We start from the raw sequence: 22073 nt of genomic DNA, 5'->3' as shown, positions 1-22073 counted from the left end.
TTTTTATATAAATGAAAAAAAAACTTTATTTTTGCTTTACATAAAGACAACACAGTGGGTGAAATAACAAGAGTTCTCAAAACATTTATCGGGTATTTGAAAAGACCCGATCTTTATCCGGAATTGGGCCGGAAAATTATTAAAAATACCGTTAACAGAGGAAATGCTTTTAAAGGAAAAGAAAAAACAAATTCCTGGGCAGCCGAAAGGGCAGTATCACAGAAAGAAGCCGTTTCAAAGCTTTTTGGGCTTGAAATAGATACTTTTCGTAAAGATTATCAGGAAATTTTAGCGAATGCTGCTCAGAGAGAAAAGCAATGTCCCGTGAAAATGGGAGGTCCCGGTGCTTTGGAACTGATTTACTATGCCTGTGAGTTTGCTAATGCTCAGTATGTTGTGGAAACAGGAGTCGCTTACGGATGGTCTTCATTGGCTTCCCTTTTATCATTGGTAAAAAGAAACGGGACACTATACAGTTCAGATATGCCTTATCTGGCTCAGGATGGAGATCAGTATGTAGGATATGTGGTTCCCGAAACGCTTAAAAACCATTGGAAGCTATTCCGCTTTGCAGACAGGGAGTCATTACCAAAAATCTTTGCTGAAAATGCTGTATTCGATGTTCTTCACTATGATTCTGATAAGAGCTATAACGGAAGGACATGGGCATATGAGGAGCTTTACAAGCATTTGAAAAAGGGAGGAGTTTTCATCAGTGATGATATTGGTGATAATTCTTCATATCAGGATTTCTGTGAAAAAAATAATATAGAGACCACTGTAGTAGAATATGAAGGAAAATACATCGGTGTTTTTATTAAATAATTTTAAACGGAGCTATTTCCAATAAAAAGATATTGATCCCTTTTATTAATTTATTTGATAAGAAATACTGTGAACCCTAGTAAGATAAAGATTTCTGGATAAAAAATGGTGTATAAATTTATTAAACAGCTGTTTACACGGTTTTTATGAAAATAAGTCAGATTACATTTACCAGATTTCTTGCGGCTATGGCCATTGTCATCTCCCATTTCAATAAAGATCTGTTTTTATATAAAATTGATTATATCTCAAAAATATTTCTGAATGCCAATGTAGGAGTGAGCTACTTCTTCATTCTTTCAGGTTTTATTATGATTGTGGCTTATCACAAAAAAGATAAAATTGAGTATTTTGAATATTATAAAAACAGGTTTGCAAGGATTTATCCCTTGTATGTACTGGGGCTTTTGCTGTATTTGGTAACCAGATACTCCAACTTCAGTATCTATAAAGGATTTTTGTATCTGTTTGGGCTTCAGAGCTGGATTCCGGGTGAGGCTATGATTCTGAATTTTCCAGGTTGGTCTATTTCTGTAGAGTTTCTTTTTTACCTGTTGTTTCCTTTGCTGTATAATTATCTTTATTCTAAAGGAAATAAAAGTATTTGGGTAATAACTGTTTTGATCTGGATTGTAACGCAGGTATTTTGTAGTCTATATTCAGATTCATTTTATTATAAGGGGCCTCATACGGAAAGTCATGAGCTGCTGTACTATTTTCCACTGATGCATATCAATGAATTCCTGGTGGGAAATCTTGCAGGATTATATTTTATGAAAAACTCAGGTCAGAAGAATTATGATGTACCGGTAGTTATTATTTTCGGACTCTTGCTGTTGTCCTTGATTTTTCTTCCGCTGTTCTATCATAATGGCTTGATGGCATTGCTCTTTATCCCTATCATTATTTTAATATCCAGGAATAATGGAGCAATAACGAGGATATTTTCATGGAAACCTCTGGAATATTTAGGGGAGGCCAGCTATGCAGTATATATTACCCATATTCCTGTTCTCTACATTCTGAGAGAGGTTTTAAAATGGGGGAATTATAATTTTTCCATTGATATTGTATTTGGGATTTATATCGTAGTTCTTATCATCACCTGTATTCTGTTTTATCAATTTATTGAGAAGCCATTAAGAGATTATCTGAAAAGGGTGAAGATCAAATAAAAATTTTTACTTTTGTAACCAAACAACACAATTATAAAATGAGAAAAGTTCCCGATACCTATATTTCAGATGAAAATCTGATATTACAACCCATCAGCAGAAAAAACAATAAAAAAGTGCAGTCAGCACTAGGAAAGTATACATTGATGTTTTAATAAAAAAGAATATTTATGTATAAAACATTTTCGGAGCTTAAAAAAGAACTTCGTAAAGAATCTAAAGGATTAAAGACTGTAAAAGTTGCCTTACTAGGCGATACTGCAACCCAGTTTTTAAATATTGCTTTAAAAGGAACTGCTGTTTCTGAGGGAATACATCTGGAGATCTTCGAAGCGGATTTTGGGCAGATATCCCGCCAGATCCTGGATCCTTCTTCAGAATATTATGAGTTTAATGCAGATTATACCATTATTTTTGAATCCTCCCACAAACTGCTGGGGCAATATTATAAATCGTATAACTCGCAGTCTGTTTTTGCTGACAATAAGATCAGTTATATTGCTGAGCTTTATCATACAATCCAAAGCAGGACTAAAAGCAGAGTGATTTATTGCAATTTTCCGGGTATCAACAATCAGGTTTTTGGAAATTTCTCAAATAAAGTAGAATCTTCCTTTGTTTTTCAGCAAAATAAGCTGAACTACCTGCTCTCAGCAGAATTAGCCATTAAGAATGATAATTTTTTTATTGCTGATTTAGTTTCCATTCAGAATAAATGGGGGCGGGACTTTATGTTTTCTCCCAATATTTATATCAATACGGAAATGGTTCTTTCTTTAGATGCGCTTCCTATTATTGCTCATCATATGGTAAGTATTATTTCTTCTTTGGAGGGGAAATTTAAGAAATGCCTAATTCTGGATCTGGATAATACAACATGGGGAGGAATTATTGGTGACGATGGCCTTGAAAAGATTCAAATTGGAAGCCTGGGAATTGGAAAAGCATTTACAGAGTTTCAATATTGGGTAAAAGCTCTGCAAAAAAGAGGGATCATTCTGGCTGTTTGCAGTAAGAATGATGAAGATAAAGCCAAAGAGCCTTTTGAAAAACATCCGGATATGGTTCTTAAACTGGAAGATATAGCGGTATTTGTAGCCAATTGGGAGAATAAAGCAGATAATATCAGAAAGATCCAGCAGATTTTAAATATAGGGTTTGATTCTATGGTTTTCCTAGATGATAATCCGTTTGAAAGAAATCTCGTAAGAGAAAATCTTCCGGAAGTTTGTGTTCCAGAGCTTCCAGAAGATCCTGCCGAATATCTGGAATATTTATATAGCCTGAATCTTTTTGAAACGGCCAGCTTTTCTGAGAATGATACAGAAAGAACCAAACAATATCAGGTTGAAGCACAGCGTGCCATTGCCCTGGAAAGTTTTACAAATGTGGAAGATTTTCTTGAAAGCATGAATATGGTTTCTGATGTTCAGTCTTTCAACAATTTTTCAAAGCCGAGGGTATCTCAGTTAACGCAGCGTTCCAATCAGTTTAATCTTAGAACAATAAGATATAGTGAGCAGGATGTAGACCATTTAATACACTCAGATAATCATATTACCATGTCCTTTACTTTAGAAGATAAATATGGTGATAATGGGCTCATCTGTGTTATTGTTATGGAAAAAAAGGATCCTGAAACTCTTTTCATTGATACATGGCTGATGAGCTGTCGTGTCCTGAAAAGAGGAATGGAAGATTTCACCCTGAATACCATTGTAGATACTGCCAGAAATAACGGATATAAATATATAGTAGGAGAATACATTCCTACAACTAAAAATCAAATGGTTGCAGATCACTATGAAAAGCTTGGATTTATCAGGCAGGATGAAAAGTGGATATTGGCAGTAGATGATTATAAAAATAAAAACGTATATATTAATAACAAACTATAAACACATTGAAACATTATGAATAATGATGAAACTCTAAGTAAACTAACTGGTATTTTTCGTGAAGAACTGGATAATGATGAAATTGTACTCACCCGTGAAACTACAGCGGAAGATATTGAAGAATGGGATTCTCTTTCTCATATTCAATTAATTGTAGCGGTAGAGAAAGGATTTGGAATACGTTTTACTTCATCGGAAATCAGAAGCTGGAATGATGTAGGGGAAATGATAGACTCTATAACTTCAAAATAAGTTGTATGCTTCTTAATTCCTACAGCTTTATATTTTTCTTTATTGCGCTTTATTTTATTTATTATCTCTGCGGAAAAACCTCGAAGATTCAAAATATAATTCTGCTCATAGGAAGCTATGTCTTTTACAGCAGCTGGAGTTGGGAATTTTTATCACTACTTATTGTTACTACAGGGGTTACCTATTTTGTAGGAAACAAAATAAAATCTGCCGAAAAGGAGAAAGCTAAAGTGTTGTGGCTGAGATCAGGAGTTTTTATGGTCCTGGTTCAGCTTCTGTATTTTAAGTATTTTAATTTTTTCATTGAGAACTTTAATGATTTCCTGAATCTTTTCGGAGTTAAAGATCAATTGGGATTGCTGAAGATTATTTTCCCGATAGGAATAAGCTTCTATTCATTCAGAATGATAAGTTACTTATTGGATATCAGGAATAATAAGCTGAAGGAAATTCCATCTTTACTGGATTATGCCGTCTTTATTGCCTTTTTCCCATGTATTATTGCCGGACCTATTGACAGGGCAACTCCATTTTTGAAAAACCTGAAAATAAAAAGAGAATTTTCTTCCCCTCAGTTTACAGATGGTTTGAAGCAGATTTTATGGGGGCTTTTCAAAAAACTGGTGGTAGCAGATAATATTGCCGGAATTACCTCTCAGCTCTTTGACTCCTATCATACCTTAAACGGAAGTGCTTTATTGGCAGGGGCTGTATTGTATTTTATCCAGTTATATTCAGACTTCTCAGGATATACAGATATGGCTATTGGGATTTCTAAGCTGCTGGGGATTAAAATTCAGCCTAACTTTAATTATCCGTTGTTTGCACAGAATGTTGCCGATTATTGGAGAAGATGGCATATTTCTTTAACCTCCTGGCTAACAGAATATGTTTTTACCCCTTTATCTATTCACTTCAGAGATTATGATAAATATGGATTGATAATGGCCATCATCATTAATTTCCTGGTTGTAGGATTCTGGCATGGTGCCGAATGGCATTATATTGTACATGGCCTGGTAAGTGGGATTATGTTTATTCCATTGATTTTGAGCGGGAAAATGAATAAGAAGATAAAAACGTCTAACAACTTCATTCCAACAAAGGAGGAAATGAAAAATATCCCCGTAACATTTATTCTTTTCACTTTATTGATGGTCCTTTTCTTTTCAAAAGATATGGAAATGGCTACGAAATATTATCAGGGAATCTTCTCATTGTCATTTTTCCAGTTACCTAATTTTCCTATTCAGAAAGAAATCATAGCTGTCAGTTTATTTATGATATTACTGGAGTGGGGGAATAGGGATAAAGAATATGCTATTAAAGAAATTCTTGTAGAGAAAAATATCGTTTTACGATGGGGTTTTTATTATGTGCTGGTGTTTCTGGTTTTCCTGTTTTATATTGCTCCTAAAGGATTTATATATGCCATGTTTTAGCCTACTATCAGAAATAATAGAAAGAACTCTGTAAGAACAAGCAGAATTTGAATTATGAAAAAATCACTTTTAAAATTGATACTGTTTTCTATACTGCCTTTATTGGTAGTAGGATACGCTGTCTATTTTTTAGCAAAAAATTCAGATGATTTTTATAGAAGGTTTACCTCTCCCCAGCAGAATTCTTTTATACTGGGGAGCTCCAGAGCTGCGTTGATGGAGCCTGCTATTATTGACAGTATTTTACATCCCAAATTTCCCAATATACGTTTGTATAACTATTCCTTTACCTGGGCACATTCTCCTTATGGGCCCAAATATCTGGAATCTATTGAGAAAAAAATTAAACCTGAAACTAAGGATGGTGTTTTTATTGTTACCGTTGAACCTACAGCTTTAATGGTAGATAAAAACAAACCGGACAATCCGGAGTTTTATATTGAAAATGATAAGAGTGTTGCCAAAACTTCAAGGGTTGCTGTCAACCCCAATATTGAATATCTGCTGGAAAGTTATGAACCTTCCATTACCCATGAACTGAATAAAAAAATAATACCTCCTAAAAACATAGTTGGAGTTCCTGTTATTTTAGACAACGGAAGATATTATCTGAAAATTATAAAAAAAACAGCTCCGGAAAAACTGAAGATGTCCAACAAGAAAAATATGAGGCTGCTTCAGGAAAGAGTAAATGGACTGAAGGCATCTGAAAACAGGATTCTGTATCTTGAAAAAACAATTGAGTTTTTGAGTAAACATGGGAAAGTAATTATTGTAAGAATGCCCGTTAATAAAGAGCCTTACTCAATAGAAAATAACGCATTCCCGGATTTTGATCGCCGCATGAAGCATGTTGCCTCTAAAACAAAAGTTTCCTATATCAATTACAATGAAATGGATAATCAGTATCAATGGCTGGATGAGGTTCATCTGGATGAAAAATCAGTTGAAGCATTTTCAGCAGTAGTAGCCAAAGATATTTTAACACATTGATCATATATAGGTTTGGCTAAAAGAATTGTAAATTTATTAGCTTAAATCATTTATTTTTATTTTCTGGAATATTCATGAAAATCAAAATAAGAAAAAGAATATGTAATCCAAAGTACTCCTAATGAATGAAATAATAAATATTCCACTAAAAATGGCAGGAATTTTCTCAGGAAAAAAGGCTGTATCTATGCTGGTTTATAAGATATACCATATTGAAGCAGAAGTAATAAAGGCTCACGGGGAGTATAATAACCGTTAACTTCTAAAATCAGCCGATGTTATTCAATTCAATAGGATTTCTTATTTTTTTACCAATAGTATTTTGTCTCTATTGGTTTGTTTTCAACAGGAAATTTCAGGAACAGAACAGGTTGCTGTTGCTAGCCAGTTTCTATTTTTATGCCTGTTGGGATTGGAGATTTCTTTTTTTACTGATGTTTTCCATTGGTCTTGATTATGTATCAGGAATTAAAATAGAGAACAGTAAGACGAACCGGGAAGCTAAATTCTGGCTTACTCTGAGCATTGTCATCAATCTTGGCTTTCTTGGTTTCTTTAAATATTATAATTTCTTTGTTGATAGTTTTGCAGACCTTCTTAGTGGCTTTGGATTCAAAGTAAATGTCTGGCTGCTTAATGTTATACTTCCGGTGGGAATTTCGTTTTATACATTCCATGGACTGTCTTATGTGATAGACGTCTATAAGAAAAGAATAAAAGCGGAGAGAAGCTTTACAGACTATGCTGTCTTTGTAAGTTATTTTCCGCTTCTTGTTGCTGGTCCCATAGAAAGAGCAACTCATCTTCTTCCTCAGATTCAACGGGAAAGGGTATTCAATTATGAGCAGGCGGTGGATGGAATGAGACAAATTCTTTGGGGATTTTTCAAAAAAATGGTTATTGCTGATAACTGTGCACCGCTGGTGAATGAAATATTTAACAACTATCAAACAGAAAGTCCCGGAAATCTTGTGTTAGGGGCTGTATTGTTTGCTTTTCAGATCTATGGAGATTTCTCCGGATATTCAGATATTGCATTAGGGGTTTCAAGATTGTTCGGAATAGAATTACTGAAAAACTTTGCATTTCCTTATTTCTCCAGGGATATTGCAGAATTCTGGAGAAGATGGCATATTTCGCTTTCTTCATGGTTCAGAGATTATCTGTACATTCCGTTGGGAGGAAGTAAAGGTGGGCTTTCTATGAAAATAAGAAATACATTTATTATTTTCCTGGTGTCTGGGTTCTGGCATGGCGCGAATTGGACGTTTATAGTTTGGGGAGGCCTTAATGCGTTGTATTTTATGCCTTTGCTCATCATGAATAAAAACCGCCAGAATATGGAAGTAGCGGGGCAGGGGAAGTTTCTGCCATCCTTTAGGGAATGCTTACAAATTCTGATAACTTTTGTGATTACCTGCGTTGCATGGATTTTTTTCAGAGCTGAATCTGTAACTCAGGCCATTCACTATATCGGTAGAATTTTTAGCCGTGAACTGCTTTCTATTCCGCATACATTACCGGTAAAAGTATTGGCCCTGATTGGGTTTATGATGACCGTAGAATGGATTAACCGAGAAAGATTCCACGGATTGGAAATTAAAAGATTCCAGCCTTGGATAAGACGTATTGTCTATTGGGTTGTTATGTATATCATTCTCCGTTATGCCAACTTCGGGAATAATGAATTTATTTATTTTCAGTTTTAGCATGAAGAAGTTTTTAATTAAAATAGTCCCTTATTTTGTAGCAGTGCTTATAGTGCTGGCCATCCTTGGATCTTATGCAGATGGTAATACGGATGATAACTATATGCATTTTGCGGTTAAAAAGCCAAAGAATATGATACTGGGAGATTCCCGTGGCTCTCAGGGAGTGGTTCCCGGAATTTTGAAAAACAAACTTTCTGTGGATTTTGATAATTTTTCTTTGAATATCGTAGAATCACCCTATGGACAGGTTTATTTTAAAGCCCTTAAAAGAAAATTAGATCAGGAAACTAAAAATGGAATTTTTATATTGACGGTAAGCCCATGGAACCTATCATTAAATAAACTAATAAAAAAAGAAAAAGATTTTCCGGAAGAACATTCTCCGTTGAATGATATGTACTTTTATGACAGGTCTCCTAATTATGAATATCTTTTGAAGCATTATACAAGAAGTTGGTTTAAAATTTATACCGAAAGGGAAGAAGCCGGAAGGTCCAATACTTTCCTGCATGATGATGGATGGCTGGAAGTAACAATCAATATGCATAAAGATTCTGTTGCGGTGAGAACCCATAAAAAGGAACAGTTTTACAAAGACTTAGCCAATACAGTAGAGCTGTCACCAGAGCGTCTTAAAGCCATTAATGAAATGATTAATTACTTAAGGACAAAAGGCAAAGTCTATCTCGTACGCCTTCCTACATCAAAAAGTCTTAGTGCCATAGAGAATAACAAATATCCTCATTTTAACAAACTGCTAAGAGATATAGCAAGGAAACAGAATGTGAAATTTTTTGATTTCTCAGGAAATTATGCTGAATATGATTATACAGACGGCAATCATTTATATAAGGAATCAAGTAAAAGAATTTCTTCTCAGATAGCGGATTCTATTATTGCAAATAGAGGAAAATAAAATAAGATCAGAACAGATTATTCCTAAAGTTAATGTTATAAATTCCAGACCGGATGCTTTTATAGTCTGTTAGAAAATATTTCAGGATCATTCCCCATTTTTTTGAACTAGGAGCATTGGCAATCTGAAAACTGCGATACATTCTTTTGATATGAAGCTTTATATGTTCAGAAAGAGTAGTCTCATTTTCAGCCCAGGTATTCACTTCTTTCCATAACAGGACACGGGTAGTTGCCGGATTCACCTTTTTTGAATCAACCAATGTAATTCTGTTGTCTTCATGTACACCTCTTACTGCAATAGCTTTATCTAAAATTCCAGGGTAAAGATTAAGATAATAAGAAAGCCTGAATAAAAATTCCGTATCCTGATGCAGCCTTAGACTGGATTTAAATAAGGAATCCATTTTTTGCATCAAAGAGTCCCTACGAATCGTTAAAGCATCAATACTGAAGAGCCCGAAACTTCCAAGCATATAGATTTGCCCCGGAAAAACATCTTTGGGTTCATGTCTTTTATAAACGGTGGTTAACCGGTCTCCGAATAAAGAATAATATTGTTCTTTTGCTTTTTCAGTATAATAGTGTACCCCAAGGGCTCCATATACGCCTTCTACTTCAGGGTTTTTGAAAAGCTCTTTTTCAGCATCAAATCTGTTAGGAAGAAAATAATCATCCGCATCCAGGAATGCAATGAAATCTCCGCTGGACTTTTCTATTCCCAAATTTCTTGTTGGGCCTGCACCATGATTCTCTTTATCCGGATGCTGATAAAGTTTTACTCTTTCATGTTTTTTGGCAAGCTGTTTACATACCTCTAATGCATGATCCGGCGATTTATCTTCCACCAGAATAACTTCGCAAACTTCATCAAACTGCAGAGCAGATTCCACTGCCTGGGAAACATATTTTTCGGCATTGTAAACGGGAATAATTACTGAAATTTTCATTTTTTTGTTTACTTAACTTTTTTATATCATTTGTGGCTAAAAGCGTTGCAAGATAGTTAATTATAAAGACTTATCTCTAATTTTTTTACATAAAAACAAAGAGGTGTTTTTTATTAAGATTCTGATTCAAAAAGTCTGCCGAACGAAATGCTTTCGGATGGCTTCAATTAAGAATTTGCAAAGTTTTTTGATTTTTGTTTTTTAATCTAAGTTTTGTAAATCTATGGTTATTATTTTATGAAATCAATGAATGCCGGAAATTGATATTGTATAAACCGGACCTTATGCTTTTGTAATCGGTAAAGAAATATTTAATAATCATTCCCCACTTTTTCAACAGAGGTGCTTTAGCGATTTCAAAGCTCCTGTGCATCCTTTTGATGTGAATCTTTACCTCCTCGGAAATGTCGCTTTCAGTTTGGGACCAAAGGTCAACTTCTTTCCACAGTATAGCGCGGGAAACGGAAGGATCTATGACGCGGAGGTCTACCTTTGTAATTCTGTTATCTTCATGTACTCCTCTTATCGCTATAGCTTCATCCAGGATTCCGGGATAAAGATCGAGATAATAAGAAAGGCGAAACAGAAATTCTGTGTCTTCATGAAGTCTTAAATGAGGTTTAAAAAGAGGTTTTACTTTGCTCATTAAAGCTTCCCTACGTATTGTTAAAGTATCAATACTGAAGAGCCCAAAAGTTCCCAGCATATGGAGCTGTCCAGGGAAAACATCTTTAGGATCATATTTTTTATAAACTGTAGTCAGTCTGTCACCAAACAATTGATAATATTGTTCTTTTGCTTTTGCGGAATAATAATGCACTCCAAGAGCTCCGTAAACGCCTTCTACTTTTGGATCTTTAAATAACTCTTTTTCAGCATCGAATCTGTTGGGTAGAAAATAGTCGTCTGCATCCAAAAAAGCAACAAAGTCACCGGTTGATTTTTCAATTCCCAAATTCCTACTTGGGCCAGCTCCATGGTTCTTCTTGTCCGGATGCTGGAAAAGCTTTACTCTTTCATGTTTTTCGGCAAGCTGCTGACATATCTGCAATGCATTGTCAGGGGATTTATCTTCAACCAGAATAATTTCGTGTACTTCATCAAACTGAAGAACAGACTCTACTGCCTGGGAAACATACTTTTCTGCATTATAAACGGGAATAACTACTGAGATCCTCATTTTTTCTCCTTTTTACAATAAATTTAGAATTACAATTGCGTTTTATTAGTACCATTTTGAATTGGAAATTTAAGCTTTTAATTTTACTTTTAAAAATGAAGGGCGTTTTTTTCTATAAAATAACACAGAAGTACAATCAGAGCAATTCCAATGCTGTTTTTTTTATAATGTGAGATGATCTAGGTTACTCTATAGCCTTATTTTCCTCAGAAAATTTCCCCACAAAACGGTGAGATAAGTACAAAAACAAACGGTTTTGACTAAGAAAGCTAAAAGTGACTGTCTTTCCATTTAAAAGTATAGTCACAAAAGAAAAATGCAAAATAAATTATCAAGCCTTATGAGAATAAGTAAATCTGTATTTTGTTCTCAGGATATTCGGGTTTTTTAAAATAGCAGCCAGCAATCCTATTTTTTTTGAAATACCTTTCTTTCCAGAAAGTTCAAATGCCTTTTTCTGAAGATAAATATGTTGTGCAATATCTGTTTCAAGGGATAAGGTATTAGACCATTCGTAAAGGGAATTCCAGAAAAGAAACTGCCGCTGGTTATACTGTGGAGAATACTTTATTATTTTAGTAATTCTGTTGTCATCATGCATACCCCGCATTGCTACAGGAATATCTATAATACCGGATTTTAGATGACAAAGGTATGAAAGTTTAATGATGAAATCTGAATCCTGATGAAGGCGGAGAACCTCATTAAATCTTAATTTTTTAGATTCAAGAGAGTATCTTCTTACGGTAAGGGCATCCAATGTGAAGAATGAACCAAAAGCTTCAGGTGTAAATCCCAATAGCCCTCTGAATACTTCTTTCCCTTCTGCTGCATAGTTAACGGTTAAAAGTTCACTGTCATTAATATTAGACATAAATTCTTCCTTACCTTTTTTAGTCAGATATTCCGTGCCAATAGCATTAAAAACGCCGTCTATTTTTGGATCTTTAAAAAGCTCTTTTTCAGCTGTAAATCTGTTGGGCAGAAAATAATCATCAGCATCCAGAAATGCAATGAAATCTCCGGTTGCCTTTTCAATTCCCAGGTTTCTGCTGGCTCCGGCACCATGATTTCCCTTGTCCGGATGCTGGAAAAGTTTTACTTTATCATATTTTTGAACCAGTTCACGGCAGGCCTGAAGAGCATTGTCCGGAGAATGATCCTCTATCAGAATTACTTCATAAACTTCATCAAATTGTAAGGCAGATTCTACAGCTTTTGATACATATTTTTCTGCATTGTATACAGGAATAATTACAGAGATTTTCATTTTCATCGTTTGTAGTAAGTGAAACGGTATTTAGTTTTTAATATCTCAGGGTTTTTAAGGGTTTCCCATACAATAGTACAGTATTTAATGAGGCCTTTCTTTAGCGAAAGATCAAACGATTTATAGAGCAAATAAATTCTTTTTCTGGCTTCTGGCGGGATCTGATTGGAAATAGCCCATTCGTTCAGAGATTTCCATAAAAGAAACTGCCTTTGGTTATATTGGGGAGAGTATTTTATAATTTTAGTGATTCTGTTATCATCATGAATACCCCTCATGGCAACAGCTTCTGTAATATTGCCTGTTTTTAAATGACAATGATAAGACAGTTTGATGATAAAATCCGAATCCTGATGTACCCGAAGTTCTTTATTGAATTGGAGATGATGTGCCGCCAATGAAGCTCTTCTTACGGTAAGTGAATTAAGATGAAAAGAAGTACCGAAAGTTTTAGTTGTTAAACTTAAGAGTCCTTTAAAGACTTCTTCGCCCTCTGCCGGATAGTTAACGGTACTCAAAGATATCTCTTTAAACTTAGATTGAAATTCTTCTTTTCCTTTTTCGGTTAAATATTCCGTGCCAATAGCATTGAAAACTCCGTCTACTTTCGGATCCCTGAAAAGTTCTTTTTCGGCTTCAAACCGGTTAGGTAAATAATAATCGTCTGCATCCAGAAATGCAATAAACTCTCCGGTTGCTTTTTCAATTCCCAGGTTTCTGCTGGCTCCTGCACCATGATTTCCCTTGTCCGGATGCTGAAAAAGCTTTACTCTATTGTATTTTTGAGTCAGTTCACGGCATACCTGAAGTGCATTATCCGGTGATTGGTCTTCTACTAAAACGATCTCATAAACTTCATCAAGCTGTAAAGCAGATTCTACGGCTTTTGAAAGGTATTTTTCTGCATTGTATACGGGAATGATTACTGAGGTTTTCATTTTCATCTATTGTAATGAGACTTTGTCTTCCAACGGAATTGTTTTATATTATAACATGGCTTTGTTATTGTCAGCCCATAATGCGAGCTGTAAAAGATTCCAGTGTCTTTCATCTTTGTCAAGGAAATTCTGAGCAGCTTTAAAATCAATGAAATTAAATACCTTATGGTTCGGGTCTTTCAGCAGATCATTTGAAAAATTCATCAGGTTTTCTTCCGCAAACCAACTTTTAACTCCAAGTCCAAACCCTTGTTTATGGCGTTTTCTGATGGTTTCAGTCCAATAAGAGCCCATTGCTTCACGAAGGATAATTTTATCATTGCTGTCATTCAGTTTCAGCTGATCCGGTAATTGAATACAAAATTCTGCAAAGTCCAGATCCAGGAATGGAGTTCTTACTTCCAGAGAATTGGCCATGGCCATTCTGTCGGATTTTACCATCATATTGGCAGGAACATAGTTTTCCAGATCTACTCTCATAATATCGTTAAGAGAATCCGGATTAGGGGTAAAGCTATAAGTTTGCAGATAGTCTGAAGAAACCCCAAGGAGATCACGTTCTTTTTTATTAAAAGCATTTCTTACATCATTCAGATGGAAATCCATAATAGATGAAAACTCCCCATTTTTCCTGCTAAGGAATGAAGTGGGTTTTATTTGCTGATATAATTTTAATCCGAATTGTGCTATGATATTTTTATAGCTGAAATGTTTTTTTAATTTATTTTCAACAGTATAAAAATGATATCCACCGAATAATTCATCTCCTACATCTCCAGACAATACAACTGTAAGGTTCTTTCTGGCGGCTCTGCAAATCTCATAGTGAGGGATAAATGAAGCATCTGCAAAAGGCTCATCGAAAAATGGTGATATTTTTAATAAAGAAGTAACAAGGTCAGACTTCTTTTCATGAACTTCAATATGATTGGTCTGATACTTATCGGCAATTTCCTTTGCGTATTTCAACTCATTATCTTTGTGATCGTATCCGAAGCTAATGGTGGTCTGATGAGGTAGAAATTCATCTACTAAAGCCACAACAGATGAGGAATCTAATCCTCCACTCAGGAAACTTCCTACTTCTACATCTGCAATCAGTTGTTTTTTTACCGCATTTTTCAACAGGTACAGAAATTCTTCCTTCGCATCAGAAAGGCTTATCACTCTGTCTTTTGCAGGTAAGCTATAATAACGGGAAACTGTAAATTTTCCATCTTTCCAGATCAGTTGATGAGCAGGTGGAAGCGTATGAATATTGCTGTAAATACTCTGATAAGAACTTACATATCCATATTGAAGATAGTGGGAGAGAGCCTCGGAACTTACTTTAGGTTGGATAAGCCCGGAAGCTAAAATGGCTTTGATTTCTGATGCAAAAATGAATTCATTATTCTTTCCAATGGCATAATAAAAAGGTTTTTCCCCAAAACGGTCTCTCGCACAGAATAACTGTTGTTTCTGCTCATCCCAGATGGCGAATGCAAACATTCCCGGAAGATCATGAATGAGGTTTTCCTGTTTTCTCTGATACATGGCAAGAATAACTTCCGTATCAGAACCTCCATGGTAAGGATATTCTGCATATTGCCTTTTGATATCCTGATAACCATAGATTTCACCATTAAGTACAATACATTCATTCTTAGTGCTAGAGAACATGGGCTGTTTTCCATTCTCAGACAAATCTATAATGGAAAGTCGGCGGTGGCCCAGTGCGGCATTTTCATAAAATTCATAATGAGAAGAATCCGGCCCGCGGTGAACCAATGCATCCGTCATCTTTTGGATCTCTTCCTGGTAATTTCTGGCATTACTGCTTATAATCCCCGCTATTCCACACATAATATATTATTTTTCATCATTAATTTTTCAATTTTTGTACAGCTAATTTACGACAGATTCAGAAAACTAGGGCCTGATTGAATCAATTGACTTCGTAGGCTGCTTAATTTCTCACTATCTCTTGCAATTTTTTTATACTTCAGAGACAGTTCTTTGTATCTGTTGAGATTTCCCGTTATAAAATTCTTAAGCATACTTTGTTTTAATGATCTCTTTTCCCGTTGTAAAGCGTTGGGGAGGCTAGGATTCAAAGTATTGATTTCCACACGAACATCTTCGTATTTGGTGAAATCTATTTTATGGAGAAGCTGCACCCCATCATGAACTACCTTGCTGCCTGGAACCAATAGTACTTTCTTTTGATGAAAATGAACTCTGTTAACATATTCATCATCTTCCCCATAATGAAAAAAATAAGGATTAAATCCTCCTATGGTTTCTATTGTTTTTTTCGGTAACAGCCAGTGAGCTGCATTTACAAAGTGAATTTCATAGTAAGGCTTCAAAGTCTGAAAATACAAATCCGAAATCATTCTCGTTTTTTCATAATTCTTGGCAATGTACTGATCCAAAAATATATCAAGATACTTTTCTGATCCATCAATGTGAATAGGGCTTATAATACCGATTTCGTCTTTGTTGGGATGGTTATTATATACTTCAAGCATTTTTTCCATACTGTTTTCATACAGCCATGCATCCTGATTCATCAGATAGAAGAAATCAGCTCCGTTTTTATAAGCTTTCTCTATGCCTATATTGTTGGCTTTTCCAAATCCGAGATTAGATTCAGATTGAGTAAAATCCACTTCCGGGAAATTTGTTTGTATGTATTCCTGAGTTCCATCTGTAGACCCGTTGTCTATTACAATGCATTGTACCGGGACAGAAGATTTTCTTAAACTGGTGAAGCATCTTTCTGCCCATTTCATGGCGTTGTAGGTCACAATAATAATTTGAATATCAGGCATTTTTTATTTTAATATTTTATTCCGGATTCATGAATACCCATCATCTTATAACAAATTCGTGATTCTAAAATACAAAAAATAGTAGATTTATTTGATAAAGGCAAAGAGGAGGATAATGTATCTTTTATAGCATTCTTTAATCAATAAAAACTTTTTTAAAAGTATCCATTACAGGATGAGGCAGAAATTTTTCATAAAGTTCTTTTGCTGATAAAGTAAGGTCTGCGTCCAGGATAATATTTTGCAGTTCTTTACTGTCATTATAATAGTAAGCCTGGTCCTGTAAATGAGTGATATGGGCTTTTTCCGGAGGATTGGCAAAGGCAATCACCGGTTTTCCCATAATGGCAAATTCTGCTACGGTAATCCCGAAGGTTTCTCCTCTTTCGCGGGCATGAAGTAAGGCATTACAGGTATTGATGAATTTTTGCTTCATTATGATATCCGAACTTGGCGGGAGAAAGATAATGTTAGAAGGAACAGATTTCCACCATTTCTTTTTGATAAAAGGATCTACTCCCATAAAAATGAAATAGATGTCTTTATATTTTGAAGCTATTTTTTCAATCGTTTTTTGAGCAAAAAGGATATTAAAGCTGATATGGCCGCCATAATATCCAAACACTTTTGCATGCTTAGGAATAGTAAGTTCTGCTCTTAAATCTTCATGGGTTTGAGAGTCAAAATTAACCATGTGGGGAACATAAGGATATTTTGAACCCGTCATTTCCTGGCTCAGCCATTCAGAAACATAAGCGTATACGTCTCCATGCGGTTCAAAATGTTTAAAAACACTATGGATCACAGATTTACATTCCTTGGTATCTATTCCATCTATATTCCCATTTTTAATGGCATAAAAAAGGTCTATATGATCTTCTCGGATAAGCTGATCTACTTCACTGAAATCCGAATAGCCATGTACACGGAATCTTTTTTCAAATTTTTCAATCCCTAACGGATGGTTGGTTTTTGAATTTTTATTGTATACAATTATAGATTCATTGCCCAGATATCTCTCATTGAAATCTGCGTAATCATATACTGCTATGGAAGTCCCTCTGTAATTGAGTTCATCCTCATGGAAAAGAATCTTCATCTTGGGATGTGTTATTTAAATATATTTTTCAGTCTTCCCACTATTTTCTGAATAATGGTTTTCTTCGGATATTTGGTAAGGTCATTATGCTTAAACAGCCCTTCTCCCTGGGCAATTTTGAAATTTTGTTTTACCCACCACGCCGCAATATTTCTTTCCAGCGAAGCGGTTTCTCCTGAGAAAGGAATAATGGTTTCAAGTAAGAAACTTTTTCGGACAAGATAAGGGTTATTGGTCCAGTTGGCCCAACGGGAGGTGGTAATGAAATATTCGCCTTGCTTTTGAATTTTATCAGGAAACTCTACCGCAGGATCCAGCCAATGCAAAGATTCCAGAAGATGAGGTGAAGTACATTCGTGCCAGTCATCATAATAGTTCAGCTCATTTCCTTTATGCCTGATGGAAATGAGAGGGTAGCCAGGCACGTTTCTGCTTCGGTAGCGAACTACATCAAAACCATTATCAAGCATTTCCAATCCACTTTTGAGGCGGGAAAATGCTGTTTTTTGATTTTCAACAAGCTCAAAGTCATGCTCCAGAAAAAGAATGTTTTCACAAGTCGCATTTTCTGCCAACGCTTTCATCCCTTTTCCAATACCGATATTCTCTTTTAGTCCTATATATCTGATATTGTATTGATCTGCCAGTTTTTTGTCAGATTCACTTACTTCCTGGAAAAGAATGACGATATCATCAACCATGTCCAGGAGACCATATTTTCGGTAGGACCTTAATGTGTTTCCTAATGTTTTTCCTGTTTTCCAGGAAAGAATGCAAATACTGATAGGGAGTGATTTCAAAGGATTAATTTTTATTTACGACATTATTCATCAGTTCAATTACTTTCTTTGTGTAACTTTCCCAAGTTTGATCTTTTACCAGGTCATGCGCTCTTAAACATAGTTTTGTATACTCCTCTTCGTTCATCGTAAGAATGCTTCGTATACTATCTACAATATCATTTACTTCAGTATTTTGAAGATAAATACCAAAATCATTCTTCTCCCCATAATCTAAAGCAAAAGCTTCATAAGGTTTTATAATGATAGGCGTGTAGTAAAACATACATTCAATGGTACTGGAATAGGCAGCCCAAATTTCGGATGGATTGACAAGAATTTTTGCTTTCGTAATAAGATTATAGTATTGGGTATTTTGTTCCGGATCTCCCTTATCCAAATATTCATAACAAATGATATTTCGATCTGTATTTTGTAACAACAATCTATCTTTAGGAATATTAATGATATTTAAAGTTAAATTGGGGAAATCTTTTTGTAAAATTCTAACCGCTTCTACCAGCTTTCTCGCCCCTAATAAATATTTCATAGATCCGATAAGCAGCAGTTCTTCCGAATTTTTTTTCTTATCTAGAATTTCCTGAACAGTAGGCTTATTAAAGTTGATATCATTCACAACATTACTGCCGAGGTGATGTACCTGTTTACCATGGCGTTCAGAAATTATTTTTTGTGCATCTTTAAAAAGTGAAACTACTAATTCAGAATTGTTAAATGCTTCATGTTGATATTTGATAAACCATTTTTCAAAGAAGTAAGGTTTCCTCTTTAGACGATCTAAGATAACCATGTCATAGCTCCAATCGTGAAACAATAGCGATGGTGTGTTGCTGAATTTATTATAAAAATCAAAGCTCAATATAATAACAAAATAAAGATCCGGGTTATTTTTGACAACCTTCCTGATCTTTTTATAAGCTAGCATCCTTGAAATAGGAGTTTTAATAAATTCATATTGTTGACTCGGGAAAAACCGGGATAAAATTCTTCCTGGGTATTTATTCCATAATGTTTCGTATTTTTTTATGGGCGAGAGGTCTACACGTAGAATTTCATACCCCTGTTTTTTTAAATTTTCGGAAAAAAGGAACGGTACATTAGACCAGGCTTTTGGAGAGTTTGAATCTCCGTAACAAACAAAAAGAATTTTTTTACTCATTTAGAAATTTTTAGATATTTAAAAATGGGTGTGATGAGTTGATGATTTTCTGGCGATGCTCATGAATTTCTTGCAAGCGGGGTAAAAAATACTGATTCATTTCACGTTGCTCAATACGTTCTTTTGTATACCCTTTTAGTGCGAATTTATAAAAATCCCTTAATAATTGCTTTTTTATTTTTTTTGGATCAAATTCAAATGCAGGATTCATAAATTGGGTTTGTTTTTGTAACCTCAATGAAAGCCATTTTTCTTTATAGGCAGCTTCGGGACTTTGAAACGTTTTGTGCTGTTTAGTATCATGAACTACAACGCTATCCGGGCAAAGTATAATTTTCTTTTTATGATACAAAAGACGATTGATATAGTCATAGTCTTCGCCATAATGGAAATAAAACGGATTGAACCCACCAACGATTTCAATGGTAGACTTAGGTAATAACCAATGTGCAGCGTTTACAAAATCTATTTCGTACCATTTGCTTTGCTGTTTTAAAAACAGGTCAGAAATTAAGCGGTTTGTTTTGGCATATTTTCCCAGATAATTTTCAAAATGGAGATCTAATTTTTTTTCGCTTCCGTCTAAATGCATCGGACTTAGGATACCAATTTGCTCTTTGTTCGGATAATGATGATAAACTTCCAGCAATTGTTCCATACTGTCTGGAAAAATCCATGCATCCTGATTCATCAGATAAAAAAAATCTGCTCCTTCTTTATACGCTTTTTCAATACCAATATTATTGGCTTTACCAAAGCCTAAATTTTCCGGAGACTGAGTGAAATCAACTTCAGGAAAGTTGGCTTTAATATAATCTTGAGTACCATCCGTAGAGCCGTTATCAATAACAATTGACTGTATGGGAATATTGGAGTTTCGTAAACTGGTAAAACACCTTTCTGCCCATTTCATGGCATTGTAAGTGACAATAATAACATAAATACTAGCCATCTTAAATATACTTTCTGGTTAAAGTTTCTAAATATCCCTGTGGTGTTTTTTCAGAGAAAAAAGTCATAATATCTTCGTCAAAATCTACCTTGTAGAAATCACCCTCATTGGTTTCTTTATAAAGTCCTTTTTGATCGGTTTCTTTTTCAATGGCATTAATGATCTCCTTTAAATCATAATAATAAGGAAAGGAGAAATTGATCGTTTTATTATGAGCTTGTAAGCCTTGAGAGTCTATAAACCGGCATATATCTTCAATATCTAAAAGAAGTCTTCTGGCCTTAAGATGAAGGGTGAATTCATGGTTGTTGGCAATCTGGGTTTTAAGAAAATTGAACAAGGTGTTTGGATTTCCACCTTTTCCTACAATGTTGCCGATTCTCAGGATGAGGTAATGGTCAATATTATGTTCTATATAATTTTCAATTTCTTTTTTATGAATGACATAAGGGCTTTTCTGCTTGGATTGGTCGTGAATGCTTAGAGTAGAAAAATAGATCAGTTTCTTTTCTTTGTTGTCTTCATACACTGTTTTTAAAAGAGAAAGCTCTCTTTCAAATTCTGATGTTCTTGTTTCCAGAGAGTTTGAAACTCCTGATGCAAAAAAAATAATGTCTTCTCTGTCATAAGATTTTACAGCGTTTGCTATAATACCGTTGCCAATAATCATATGTTAGTTGTTTCATTAATTGTGTTATAAGGGGAACAATATTTCATATCTGAAAAATATGAATTATTTATTTCAGGTAATCAAATATATGAAAATAGTATTTCATTTTGAGTTTGGTAATCATTCGTTTGAAAAAAGACATATTTTTGAGATAATTTTTATACTGTTCAAGGCAATATATAGTATGTCCTTTTTCAAGATCTGTATTTAAGCTGAGGCCTTTAATTGTTTTTTTAACAAAGGGATGCCTTTGAAAGATGGTAAATAAATTTTCTCGCGTGAAGATTGGTCTTTCTGAGGGATTAAAATGGGAAAATGTTTTATAGCCGATACTTTGTTTCGGATGTATGCGGTATTCTCCTAAAATTTGGTCCTCTGTCCAAACGGCATTTTTATCTGCAGCAAGCAGCAAAAGTTCATAATCGTGGATGATAACCGGATTGATTTTTTTCAGGGGAAGATGTTTCTTCAGAAAGGTATTGCGGATGGCCATACTCATACCGGGGAATACATTACCCTGATATAAAATTCTTTTGATAATATCCTGTGGCTGCGTGAGTGTACTTGGGCTGGGAGTATCTAGATCCCAGTAAGTAATTTCTTCTGAAGGGTTGATGGCTTCACCGAAAAGTTTAATATTATGGCATACAATATCAATATCGGATTGTTTTTCAAAAATTTCAGCAATTACAGCGGTTTTATTTGTAAACCAGCGATCATCCTGGTCACAAAGGAATACAAGATCTCCGGTACACAGGTTCATTGCTTTTTCGAAGTTGCCTACATAGCCCAGGTTTTCCGGATTTTGATAGACTTTGATAATATCTGGGAATTGATTTCCATAATGTGAGATAATCTTTACAGTATCATCGGCAGAGCCATCATCACAGATGATGATTTCATTTACAGATTTCGTCTGGCTGAGAATACTTTCCAGTTGTTCTGCTATATATTTTTCACCGTTATAGGTACAGAGGGCCACGGATATTTTCATCGGTTGAAGATATTAAAATTTTTATCTGTCAGA

At 34.8% G+C, this 22073-nt stretch carries 21 protein-coding genes; 9 read left to right on the top strand and 12 right to left on the bottom strand.

Features of this window, described 5'->3' with window-relative positions; all coding sequences use genetic code 11:
- The first annotated feature begins 96 nt into the window (after positions 1–96).
- From BBH99_RS02730 to BBH99_RS02695, 9 genes are all read left to right on the top strand, one after another.
- A complete protein-coding gene (locus tag BBH99_RS02730) occupies positions 97–825 on the top strand; it encodes a class I SAM-dependent methyltransferase (RefSeq protein ID WP_228390728.1) in 729 nt (242 codons plus the stop codon).
- Between the two features lie 146 nt (positions 826–971).
- Positions 972–2000, top strand: coding sequence for an acyltransferase family protein (locus BBH99_RS02725; RefSeq protein WP_066691600.1), 1029 nt, complete (start codon positions 972–974; stop codon positions 1998–2000).
- Between the two features lie 170 nt (positions 2001–2170).
- Positions 2171–3898 (top strand): HAD-IIIC family phosphatase, encoded by a 1728-nt coding sequence (locus BBH99_RS02720; protein ID WP_066691598.1) that lies wholly within the window; start codon positions 2171–2173, stop codon positions 3896–3898.
- Between the two features lie 15 nt (positions 3899–3913).
- Positions 3914–4150: an acyl carrier protein gene (locus BBH99_RS02715; protein WP_066691589.1), complete on the top strand. Its 237-nt coding sequence runs from the start codon at positions 3914–3916 to the stop codon at positions 4148–4150.
- A gap of 5 nt (positions 4151–4155) precedes the next feature.
- Entirely contained in the window at positions 4156–5592 is a 1437-nt protein-coding gene (locus BBH99_RS02710; protein ID WP_066691586.1) for an MBOAT family O-acyltransferase, read from the top strand.
- Between the two features lie 54 nt (positions 5593–5646).
- A complete protein-coding gene (locus tag BBH99_RS02705) occupies positions 5647–6585 on the top strand; it encodes a hypothetical protein (RefSeq protein ID WP_066691584.1) in 939 nt (312 codons plus the stop codon).
- A gap of 121 nt (positions 6586–6706) precedes the next feature.
- Positions 6707–6844 carry a hypothetical protein gene (locus BBH99_RS22670; RefSeq protein WP_167367175.1) on the top strand — a complete coding sequence of 46 codons (138 nt, stop codon included), beginning with the start codon at positions 6707–6709 and terminating at the stop codon, positions 6842–6844.
- Positions 6845–6860: 16 nt separating this feature from the next.
- On the top strand, positions 6861–8294 hold the full coding sequence (locus tag BBH99_RS02700) for an MBOAT family O-acyltransferase (protein WP_066691580.1): 1434 nt from the start codon (positions 6861–6863) through the stop codon (positions 8292–8294).
- 1 nt (position 8295) lies between these two features.
- Entirely contained in the window at positions 8296–9213 is a 918-nt protein-coding gene (locus BBH99_RS02695) for an SGNH/GDSL hydrolase family protein (protein ID WP_228390727.1), read from the top strand.
- Between the two features lie 7 nt (positions 9214–9220).
- Here BBH99_RS02695 and BBH99_RS02690 read toward each other — a convergent pair whose 3' ends face one another.
- From BBH99_RS02690 to BBH99_RS02635, 12 genes are all read right to left on the bottom strand, one after another.
- Positions 9221–10162, bottom strand: coding sequence for a glycosyltransferase family 2 protein (locus tag BBH99_RS02690; protein WP_066691577.1), 942 nt, complete (start codon positions 10160–10162; stop codon positions 9221–9223).
- A gap of 235 nt (positions 10163–10397) precedes the next feature.
- On the bottom strand, positions 10398–11342 hold the full coding sequence (locus BBH99_RS02685; RefSeq protein ID WP_066691575.1) for a glycosyltransferase family 2 protein: 945 nt from the start codon (positions 11340–11342) through the stop codon (positions 10398–10400).
- A 331-nt stretch (positions 11343–11673) separates the two neighbouring features.
- A complete protein-coding gene (locus BBH99_RS02680) occupies positions 11674–12612 on the bottom strand; it encodes a glycosyltransferase family 2 protein (RefSeq protein WP_066691734.1) in 939 nt (312 codons plus the stop codon).
- Between the two features lie 2 nt (positions 12613–12614).
- A complete protein-coding gene (locus BBH99_RS02675) occupies positions 12615–13550 on the bottom strand; it encodes a glycosyltransferase family 2 protein (protein WP_066691724.1) in 936 nt (311 codons plus the stop codon).
- Positions 13551–13598: 48 nt separating this feature from the next.
- Positions 13599–15395, bottom strand: coding sequence for an asparagine synthase (glutamine-hydrolyzing) (gene asnB / locus BBH99_RS02670; RefSeq protein ID WP_066691573.1), 1797 nt, complete (start codon positions 15393–15395; stop codon positions 13599–13601).
- Positions 15396–15442: 47 nt separating this feature from the next.
- Positions 15443–16366 (bottom strand): glycosyltransferase family 2 protein, encoded by a 924-nt coding sequence (locus tag BBH99_RS02665; RefSeq protein WP_066691570.1) that lies wholly within the window; start codon positions 16364–16366, stop codon positions 15443–15445.
- 136 nt (positions 16367–16502) lie between these two features.
- Complete coding sequence (locus BBH99_RS02660) at positions 16503–17465, bottom strand: glycosyltransferase family protein (protein WP_066691567.1); 963 nt, start codon at positions 17463–17465, stop codon at positions 16503–16505.
- 11 nt (positions 17466–17476) lie between these two features.
- Positions 17477–18265, bottom strand: a complete 789-nt coding sequence (locus BBH99_RS02655; RefSeq protein WP_066691563.1) for a glycosyltransferase family 2 protein — start codon at positions 18263–18265, stop codon at positions 17477–17479.
- A 4-nt stretch (positions 18266–18269) separates the two neighbouring features.
- On the bottom strand, positions 18270–19424 hold the full coding sequence (locus tag BBH99_RS02650; RefSeq protein WP_066691561.1) for a glycosyltransferase family protein: 1155 nt from the start codon (positions 19422–19424) through the stop codon (positions 18270–18272).
- 10 nt (positions 19425–19434) lie between these two features.
- A complete protein-coding gene (locus BBH99_RS02645) occupies positions 19435–20376 on the bottom strand; it encodes a glycosyltransferase family 2 protein (RefSeq protein ID WP_066691559.1) in 942 nt (313 codons plus the stop codon).
- Between the two features lies 1 nt (position 20377).
- Positions 20378–21046 (bottom strand): NAD-dependent epimerase/dehydratase family protein, encoded by a 669-nt coding sequence (locus BBH99_RS02640; RefSeq protein ID WP_066691557.1) that lies wholly within the window; start codon positions 21044–21046, stop codon positions 20378–20380.
- Positions 21047–21113: 67 nt separating this feature from the next.
- Positions 21114–22040 carry a glycosyltransferase gene (locus tag BBH99_RS02635; RefSeq protein ID WP_066691554.1) on the bottom strand — a complete coding sequence of 309 codons (927 nt, stop codon included), beginning with the start codon at positions 22038–22040 and terminating at the stop codon, positions 21114–21116.
- Between the last annotated feature and the right edge of the window lie 33 nt (positions 22041–22073).

It is taken from the genome of Chryseobacterium contaminans (assembly GCF_001684955.1).
In the GTDB taxonomy this organism is placed as follows: Bacteria; Bacteroidota; Bacteroidia; order Flavobacteriales; family Weeksellaceae; genus Chryseobacterium; species Chryseobacterium contaminans.
The sequence above is the reverse complement of the archived record's forward strand: the minus strand, read 5'-3'. Positions and strand labels throughout refer to the sequence as shown.

Bases quoted from the DNA above. Each gene is read 5' to 3' on its own strand.
- BBH99_RS02695 (WP_228390727.1), top strand. From the start codon at position 8,296: ATGAAGAAGTTTTTAATTAAAATAGTCCCTTATTTTGTAGCAGTGCTT.
- BBH99_RS22670 (WP_167367175.1), top strand. From the start codon at position 6,707: ATGAATGAAATAATAAATATTCCACTAAAAATGGCAGGAATTTTCTCA.
- BBH99_RS02685 (WP_066691575.1), bottom strand. From the start codon at position 11,342: ATGAGGATCTCAGTAGTTATTCCCGTTTATAATGCAGAAAAGTATGTT.
- BBH99_RS02665 (WP_066691570.1), bottom strand. From the start codon at position 16,366: ATGCCTGATATTCAAATTATTATTGTGACCTACAACGCCATGAAATGG.
- BBH99_RS02650 (WP_066691561.1), bottom strand. From the start codon at position 19,424: ATGAGTAAAAAAATTCTTTTTGTTTGTTACGGAGATTCAAACTCTCCA.
- BBH99_RS02705 (WP_066691584.1), top strand. From the start codon at position 5,647: ATGAAAAAATCACTTTTAAAATTGATACTGTTTTCTATACTGCCTTTA.
- BBH99_RS02690 (WP_066691577.1), bottom strand. From the start codon at position 10,162: ATGAAAATTTCAGTAATTATTCCCGTTTACAATGCCGAAAAATATGTT.
- BBH99_RS02660 (WP_066691567.1), bottom strand. From the start codon at position 17,465: ATGAAGATTCTTTTCCATGAGGATGAACTCAATTACAGAGGGACTTCC.
- BBH99_RS02675 (WP_066691724.1), bottom strand. From the start codon at position 13,550: ATGAAAACCTCAGTAATCATTCCCGTATACAATGCAGAAAAATACCTT.
- BBH99_RS02645 (WP_066691559.1), bottom strand. From the start codon at position 20,376: ATGGCTAGTATTTATGTTATTATTGTCACTTACAATGCCATGAAATGG.
- BBH99_RS02720 (WP_066691598.1), top strand. From the start codon at position 2,171: ATGTATAAAACATTTTCGGAGCTTAAAAAAGAACTTCGTAAAGAATCT.
- asnB (WP_066691573.1), bottom strand. From the start codon at position 15,395: ATGTGTGGAATAGCGGGGATTATAAGCAGTAATGCCAGAAATTACCAG.
- BBH99_RS02700 (WP_066691580.1), top strand. From the start codon at position 6,861: ATGTTATTCAATTCAATAGGATTTCTTATTTTTTTACCAATAGTATTT.
- BBH99_RS02635 (WP_066691554.1), bottom strand. From the start codon at position 22,040: ATGAAAATATCCGTGGCCCTCTGTACCTATAACGGTGAAAAATATATA.
- BBH99_RS02725 (WP_066691600.1), top strand. From the start codon at position 972: ATGAAAATAAGTCAGATTACATTTACCAGATTTCTTGCGGCTATGGCC.
- BBH99_RS02715 (WP_066691589.1), top strand. From the start codon at position 3,914: ATGAATAATGATGAAACTCTAAGTAAACTAACTGGTATTTTTCGTGAA.
- BBH99_RS02680 (WP_066691734.1), bottom strand. From the start codon at position 12,612: ATGAAAATCTCTGTAATTATTCCTGTATACAATGCAGAAAAATATGTA.
- BBH99_RS02640 (WP_066691557.1), bottom strand. From the start codon at position 21,046: ATGATTATTGGCAACGGTATTATAGCAAACGCTGTAAAATCTTATGAC.
- BBH99_RS02710 (WP_066691586.1), top strand. From the start codon at position 4,156: ATGCTTCTTAATTCCTACAGCTTTATATTTTTCTTTATTGCGCTTTAT.